Origin of the sequence: Limnofasciculus baicalensis BBK-W-15, from assembly GCF_024178385.1 — a bacterium.
GTDB lineage: Bacteria > Cyanobacteriota > Cyanobacteriia > Cyanobacteriales > Coleofasciculaceae > Limnofasciculus > Limnofasciculus baicalensis.
Window position 1 is genome coordinate 1 of record NZ_JAMZMM010000319.1, and the last position, 7270, is coordinate 7270.

Sequence of the window (7270 nt, forward strand, 5' to 3'; positions counted from 1 at the left end):
GCCTTGTTTGTTACTTGTATAGTAATTGTTTCCGTACCTGCTTCTTGACTGAGAGGATAAGGAATTTTTCCGTCAAGGGGCACAGTACCCGGAGCAGGTAAAATCTCTACTTTAGTATCTTTGTCTCCTTTAACTTTCCAAGATATTAGTAATACAATGGGTTGTTTAGGATCGATGGGGATTCGATATTTTGGTAAGGGATCTACATTATTGAGCTTAAATTCAATAATTTCAATTGGTACTGGTACGGCTTCAATTTTGATTGGATCGGTTTTCTTGGCTTCTAATACTTCTGTGTTTCCGTGCTTAGTAATTATAGTTAATTCAAAAATATAAGTCCCGGCTTTAGTCGCATTAGTAGGTAAGTTTCGGCAGACTAATCCCTCTTCTGTTAATTGACAAAATTTCCACAGTACTTGAGGGACTCCCATGCTGAAATCGAAGGATATTTCGGGCACATTTACTACCCCTTCAGAATCTCTTCCAATTAATTTTAATGTTTTAATTTCTTCTGGATGGCTAATTTTCCAATTTAGTAAAATTCGGTCAACTTTAATAACTTTGTTTGGGCTTTGAGTTGGAGTTGGATTTGGCGTTTGATTTGGGCTTTGAGTTGGAGTTGGCGTTTGGGTTTGATTTTGATTTGGGGTTGAGCTTTGAGTTGAGGTTTTAGTTTGAGTTGAGGTTTTGGTTGGATTTGGGGTTTGATTTGGAATCAGAGTTTGAGTTAAGGCTTGGGTTAAGGTTTGAGTTGGGGTTTGGTTTTGGGTAGTAGCAGTTTTAACTTTCTGACTACTCGTGGGCGGAGTCGTTTGACTAATCGCCTCTTGGTAAACGGGTAGGGGGGAAGCAAACTCAAGAATCTTGGGTAAAGGAAATGGTGCAATCTGAATAGTACTAGTTTTGAGAGTCTGAGAGGCTACTCCTTTTTTCCCTAGGGGAACTAATGTAAGTTGAAAAATATAATTACCAGAGCGACGGGCATCAGTTGGCACATTCTTACAGATTAGCACTACTTTTTGGACGCAGAAACTCTTCAATTCGCTGGGTAAACCTTTGCTAAAATCGTAAAGAATTGGGCTGGTAATTACCATACCATCTGGCGATAATCCTTCCAGCTTTAATGACTGCAATCTATTCGGATTAGCAATTTTCCAATTCAGCCGCACCACATCCCCTTCTGCTTCAGAATAACTACTGCTAGCAGGAGCAAAATCGACAACTTGTGGTAGTGGTTTTGGTCGAAAAAATGACCACCAAATTAGTAAAATTAACGCACCAACTAGTCCAACTACACCTAACATAACTAGTAAAAACTGCCACCAGGGACGACCTTCCCAAATTAAAGTGCCTTGGTAGCGATTATTGGTGAGAGGAAACTGCTGAGTATCTTTGAGTTCGACAATAAAGTTGAAAACTCGTCCGTAAAAAGGTCGCTTCCACCACTTTGAAGTCGCTTCTATCTGTAAAGTGGAAATTCCATAACTTTTAGGTAAGAGCCGCACCCTTTCTGGTGTCAAGGTATAAGTGCAAAGATCGTCCCCATCAACACTTTTCGCTTCTAGAACAATTTCGCGAGGACAGTTACCTCCATTGTAAAGTTGTAGCTCAAATAAACCAGCGCGATTGTTAATCTTCCCGACTAAAGTTACTAATTCTACATTCAGGAGATAGAGAGGTTCAATTTGGAAATAGACTGGCTCCAACAGCACCAAGTCAGGATTATATAGAGAGTACAGACGAATTGTCGGGGAATAAACAGCAGCAACTGCATCTGGGGGTGGGGTTAAAATTAGTTGAATTTGCCCCTTGTCACCTGGGTTTAATTCCAGCGCATCTGTATCTCGAACTACTCCTAATTCCGGTAATCCTTCCGGATAAATAACAGTAAACCACTTCGGATTGAGATCTGGGCAAGTGAGGCGAAATCGATCTACTCGATCGGAACGATTATGAACGAAAACTTGTATTGGTAGGGATGTCCCTGGTTGCAAAGAGTGAGGATTTGTTGAGCTAGTGACAGGTATTATACTGAAACTAGGGTCATTAATTCTAACAGCTTCCTGGACAAAAGGTAGAACCCGAAACCGAGATTGATGCTGGATTGGAGTATCTTCTGGGTAATGCTGTTGAGCATCCACCAGTAGCAGGTAATTGTAAGTACCTGGTAGCGCATCAAGAGGTATCTGAATTTGGAAAATTACTTCACCACTTTGTCCCCTTCCTAAAGCCAAACGTTCGCGAGGAGAAAGACACCACCCGCGCAAGGGTTCAGATGTTTCATCAATAAAAATATCAATGAGGGCACTTTGATCTCCCTCATTTGTCACCGTGACACACAATTCTAAAGAGGAGCCAGGGGTAACAGCAAATTCGCCAGAGGGATTAATAATAGTAGAGAGAGGCTTACCTGGAGTCAGGGATTGATGAATAGTTTGAGATCCCCTCATTCCTACTCTTCCTGCTAGTGTAATGTAGTAGCGCGAGGAACCTGCTACCCTAGTTTCAGAAACATAACCTTCCTCAACTAAGATATTAAGTTCGCTACTAACAGATTCTTCAGCGAGGTTGAGATATCCTAATAATTCTGACAGGGTACATCCCTGATTCCGTTGAATAGATAGAGCAATTTGTCGCTGAAGCTCAGGCAGTGTTAAGACATCTGCCATACTTAAACCGTCGCTATTTTGTACCACCATAGACTCCGCCCCTCCTAACAGCCACTCTTTACCTCTGGTTTGACCAAAAGTTACTTTTTTCTAGGTGAGAGGAAATTTTTTGATCTGTTCCCCCTAACGCTCGATCCGTACATACGTTCTATTGGAACGTCTCTACAACTCACCTTTCCTAGGTTACTATAGAGGCAGTTATACCTGACATATCGGTGGAAATCAGGATTGAGTGCAGAATCTTGACCCCTCCCCCAGCCCCTCCCCTGCGAGGGGAGGGGAGATGGAATTAATTGGGGTGGCGGTAGCGGCCTGTTTTTTGATGGCTGCGGCGTGTATTTTGTTGGTGCGTTGGGTGTGGGTGTTATGATGGGGTGAATGGGTAGCGATCCTCTGGCATGAGTGGCTTTGCGATCGCATCCTTCGCTGCGTGCCGTAGGCTAGCGCGTGGAGCAAGCAAATCGCAAGTAGAAATAAAAATAGAGCTAGTTATTTTAGAAAAATTAGAAAAACTATCTGAGTCTTTTCAGACAGAAGTGCTTCATTACAGCAAATATGGAAACCAAAACTATCACAATTCGCGTTAATGCTGAAGTTGCCCGTATGTTTGAGGCTGCTTCTGAGGAACATCGTCGTAAATTGGAAGTATTACTTAGCCTTAAACTTAGTGATGCGACTCGCAGCAAAAGATCCCTAGAGGAGGTGATGAGTGAGATTAGTCGGAATGCTCAAGCGCGAGGGTTAACCCCAGAAATTTTGGATTCAATTCTAAATGAGGAGTGAAGTGCGATACGTTTTTGATACAAATGTGATTATCAGTGCGCTTCTGTTTGAGAATAGCAAACCTGCTCAAGCCCTTCGGTATGCTTTAGCAAACGGAGAGGTGTTACTATCAATTGAATTGATCGAGGAGTTGAATGAGGTATTGGGGCGTGAAAGATTCAATCGGTATGTAACAAGTGAGGCACGAGAGGAATTTTTAGAAGCTTTAGTGGAGCGATCAGTTCTAGTTGAGATAATTGAGAATGTGCAAGAGTGCCGCGATCCAAAAGATGATAAGGTTTTGGAGTTGGCATTGAATGGAGAAGCACAGTACATCATCAGTGGTGACAGAGATTTGCTCGTATTGCACCCATTTCGTGGTGTGGTGGTAATCGCAGCAGATGAGTTGTTGAGAAGAATTGAGCTTGAGTAGCGGCGGGTATTCTCTTGCTGACGTTGGGTGTTGGTGCTTTTTCACTCATCCAAGTCTACCTGAGTAACTAGATCCAAAGATATCTCTAACACCTCTGCAATTTCCTCGTCGCTTAAGCCAAACTTCCGTAATTTATCAATTTTTTCAATCTTAGTTGGATTCTGGCTCTGTTGCTGGAAGTCAGGAGTTACAGCCTCACTTTTTTCTAGGTTAGCAGTAGAGGAAGTAGGGCAACTGTTGATGTAACCTATACTTATAATGTTTTGTTGGGCACTTTTGTTCCCAGTTTTTTTAGCTGTTATCTTCTGATTTATTTGCCGTTCTAATACAGATTCAAGATTGCTTTTCTTAACTTGTTCGCCAAAGACATCAGATAACATTTGCAAAAGTTCGTGACTGATTTTTTTAACGTGATCGGCACTATAACCATAAGTTTCTGAAACATTAGCATACTTTTGACGCTTCAGTATTCCCGCGATAATCCTCCGTTGCAAGTCATTTAGATGCTTGTCTTTCTTGGTGTAGATAGCTTCATCGACAAATTGCAATATTTGAGGAATGTCCATAGGTGGGGAGATGAGACAACTATGGTTACTATAGCCCACTTTTTCCCACTTTTTCCCACTTTTTTTTTGGCTGGGATGAAGATTTGAGAAAGATCCCACTTTTTCCCACTTTTTTGGCTTTTCAGGTGCGGTGCGGTTGAGCTATCCTAACAATAGCATAAAAAGTCCGTTGGCTATAGAGGGTGGCTGTGAAATGCTGATGTCTGAGGATGAATTAGAGACGCAATGGCTGGAACTACTGAACCTGTTCCGCTTGTCAGATAGCTTAAAAGAGCAAGTCTTAATTCAGCGTATCAAGGCACTCGCGCTTCCTGATGACCTTTGTCATGCACTAATATGCTCAATCGAGGGTAACAATCGAATAATAAATGAGTATTTATTTGATTTGCCAGTTACCTATCAACAGCCCGTTGCATGGATAGCACCTGTAATCGTTAATGGTGATAAGCGTTATGCTTGGATGATAGGTCAAGTTTCATCTGAGATATCTGAAGTCCGTTCTCGTTTTGATCGAGCAAGTGCTAGAGTAGGCGATGACTCAATACTAATGTGTAAGCATGAGCCAAAGCCGCTCATGTTCATTGAACCACTTGCATTATCAGACTTTAGCGAATCAGCAGAGTCTAATGGTTCTGAAATTGACAAAACAGTTGATGATTTTGCGGTTTTTCAAGTTGGTTATAAAGGAACTGAGGGAGATATTGAAGATTTCGATCAAAGGTTAGTTCTTAATGCTACACTTCTTGAAAAGAACTTTAATACCGCAATCAATAGAGCAGCAAAAGTTATTGATGGATTACAAGAAATTGACAATTACCTATTAGAGCAGCAAGCAAAGCTACTTGCAATGATCCACGCTGAAGCACACAATCGCGGGCATTTTGCTGGATCGTGGCCATTCGATAAATACAAGACTTGTGTACTTCATGAGGCTGTAGAAGAATTTCGTGCTTGCCTTAATGCTATCAGGTGGACAGAGCATCTTAACTTGACCTCTTATCAAGCGGATCTATTCGCATTTAGTGTATTTGCGATCAGGTTTTTTTATTATGGATATAGGGCTTATGTAGAGCCTATTAAGACTCATCAAAGTATTCGTGAAACTTCAGTAGGATTGATGTTTTTTGAAACCCTAAATCAATCTCGTGTATTCTGTATCGATCCTAATAAAAAAATATTTCATCGGTTTAAAATAACTCAGGTAAGACCAGCTTTAATTGCTGCGGCTGAGAAACTTAATCAACAAGAGTTTAAGGCACGAAGTCAAGGAACTGAGGGATTACGCGAAGTTGGTCGATATTGGTATCAACTTGCTTATCCAAATAGTAATCTTTCGCCAGAAGCGCAATCTATATACACCAACTTGCGCAATTTTGTAACCGTTTAACTAGATGGCGAAGTCACAGGATTCGTCAATCCCAGTCAATGGCTGGATGGGCGGATGTTCAAATAGAAAAAAAGGAGGAAAAAATGAGCGATCATAAGCACGAACAAGCAGATATAAATGAGTTAACTAAACTTACCCCATTTGGTCTTGATGTTTATAAAACTCGCGGAAAGTTTAAAAGCGGCGGTATTTTTGTTGAAACTCATGTTTTAGAGTCAGCAAAACCACTGCAACCTTGGTCTATTCAGGCAGATAACGAGTCGGATTCGGTGAGGTCAGCTAATCTTTAATCCTGACGAGTCTGATAATACTATTGTAGGGAATTATAATTGAATTAATAAACTATAATTCCCTTTTAACCTTTTTTATTTATGGTAATTTTTGATAAAATCACCAAACTCTCTCTGCTCCAACTTTGTCATTAGACTACGAGGTTATCTTAGCCGTCATAATCATTTTTCTCTTGCGCCATTTTTCCGCACTTCCCTTAACAGCTTCTATTTCCTCAAAATCTACCCGCATCACAGCCATTTCAAATTCCACTCCCAAAACTGTGCTAACTTCCAGGATTTCTACAAAACTGGCACATTGATAATCTGTATCCTCATACTCCTTAACTCGCTCTTCTTCAATTCCTAGTATCTCAGCTAGTTTTTCCTGACTAATTTTGGCGGCTATTCTAGCTTTAATTAAAGCATCTGGTATCTTATTTAAACTGTCAATCTTAATTGAAATAGACTGGCTTTTGTCACACTTAATCAGTCTTTCGTATTCAGCTATTTCTGATTTTAATTCGTCAACTTGACTTTGATATGAGTCTCTATCTGCTTTTAATTGGGTGATAGCCAGTTCCAATCCATCTATCATCCGCCGCCTCGTAGCAGTAGTACCAAATCTATCATTAAACTCCTCCCATTCGCAATAATGAATCCCTGGTGGTAAATTACCGTTTTCATCAAATTCTGGAATCACTTCCTCACACCCACGCCACAAATTGATTGTCCAACTATTAACCCTATCACAATTATTCTTATAACTCAAACACGCTTCTTTTGGGTAAAATCTCAACAATTTATGACTGATCCCGCCACACTATTAGTAGAGTGAAGGGTGCGTTAGCAGAGCATAACGCACTACAGATAAAGGCTTTGTGTAAGTCCCGCAATTGTCATCAACCAAAGAAGAAAATGGTAGGATAACTTAGGCCTGCGTGGACTAGTCAAAATCCACCCATTTCTCCATCCCCCCATCTCCAGAAACCATCGGAAACTTCTGCCGCGCTCCACTAGTCCAAACCAAACAAGGAGTTATTATTCATGAATCGCCTGCCCACTCAGAATCCAGTAGCTAATAAATCGATAGTATGGACAATTTCTCTGGTTTCAGCATCCTTGTTTATACCTTGGATGTTAGCTCAATCATTGCCTGAGCGATCGCAACCTGTCTCTTCTTC

7 protein-coding genes are annotated in these 7270 nt (G+C 40.9%); 4 read left to right on the forward strand and 3 right to left on the reverse strand.

Translation table 11 applies throughout. From position 1 onward, the window contains the following. The coding region (locus tag NJ959_RS23135; protein ID WP_254014103.1) for a transcriptional regulator at positions 1-2699 on the reverse strand (2699 nt) is incomplete at its 3' end. A 525-nt stretch (positions 2700-3224) separates the two neighbouring features. Between NJ959_RS23135 and NJ959_RS23140 the strand changes: the two genes are divergently transcribed. Further along, positions 3225-3452 carry a hypothetical protein gene (locus NJ959_RS23140; RefSeq protein ID WP_254014104.1) on the forward strand — a complete coding sequence of 76 codons (228 nt, stop codon included), beginning with the start codon at positions 3225-3227 and terminating at the stop codon, positions 3450-3452. Position 3453: 1 nt separating this feature from the next. Continuing rightward, positions 3454-3864 (forward strand): putative toxin-antitoxin system toxin component, PIN family, encoded by a 411-nt coding sequence (locus NJ959_RS23145; protein ID WP_254014105.1) that lies wholly within the window; start codon positions 3454-3456, stop codon positions 3862-3864. A gap of 41 nt (positions 3865-3905) precedes the next feature. Here the strand turns inward: NJ959_RS23145 and NJ959_RS23150 are convergent, their stop codons facing one another. After that, on the reverse strand, positions 3906-4529 hold the full coding sequence (locus NJ959_RS23150; RefSeq protein ID WP_309242697.1) for a helix-turn-helix domain-containing protein: 624 nt from the start codon (positions 4527-4529) through the stop codon (positions 3906-3908). Between the two features lie 100 nt (positions 4530-4629). On the opposite strand from NJ959_RS23150, the gene NJ959_RS23155 reads away from it, so the two are divergent. Continuing rightward, positions 4630-5817, forward strand: a complete 1188-nt coding sequence (locus NJ959_RS23155; RefSeq protein WP_254014106.1) for a hypothetical protein — start codon at positions 4630-4632, stop codon at positions 5815-5817. Positions 5818-5900: 83 nt separating this feature from the next. Beyond that, positions 5901-6107 carry a hypothetical protein gene (locus NJ959_RS23160; protein WP_254014107.1) on the forward strand — a complete coding sequence of 69 codons (207 nt, stop codon included), beginning with the start codon at positions 5901-5903 and terminating at the stop codon, positions 6105-6107. A gap of 136 nt (positions 6108-6243) precedes the next feature. Here the strand turns inward: NJ959_RS23160 and NJ959_RS23165 are convergent, their stop codons facing one another. Next, positions 6244-6789: a DUF6932 family protein gene (locus NJ959_RS23165; RefSeq protein WP_373693699.1), complete on the reverse strand. Its 546-nt coding sequence runs from the start codon at positions 6787-6789 to the stop codon at positions 6244-6246. Between the last annotated feature and the right edge of the window lie 481 nt (positions 6790-7270).

Bases quoted from the DNA above. Each gene is read 5' to 3' on its own strand.
- NJ959_RS23140 (WP_254014104.1), top strand. From the start codon at position 3,225: ATGGAAACCAAAACTATCACAATTCGCGTTAATGCTGAAGTTGCCCGT.
- NJ959_RS23155 (WP_254014106.1), top strand. From the start codon at position 4,630: ATGTCTGAGGATGAATTAGAGACGCAATGGCTGGAACTACTGAACCTG.
- NJ959_RS23160 (WP_254014107.1), top strand. From the start codon at position 5,901: ATGAGCGATCATAAGCACGAACAAGCAGATATAAATGAGTTAACTAAA.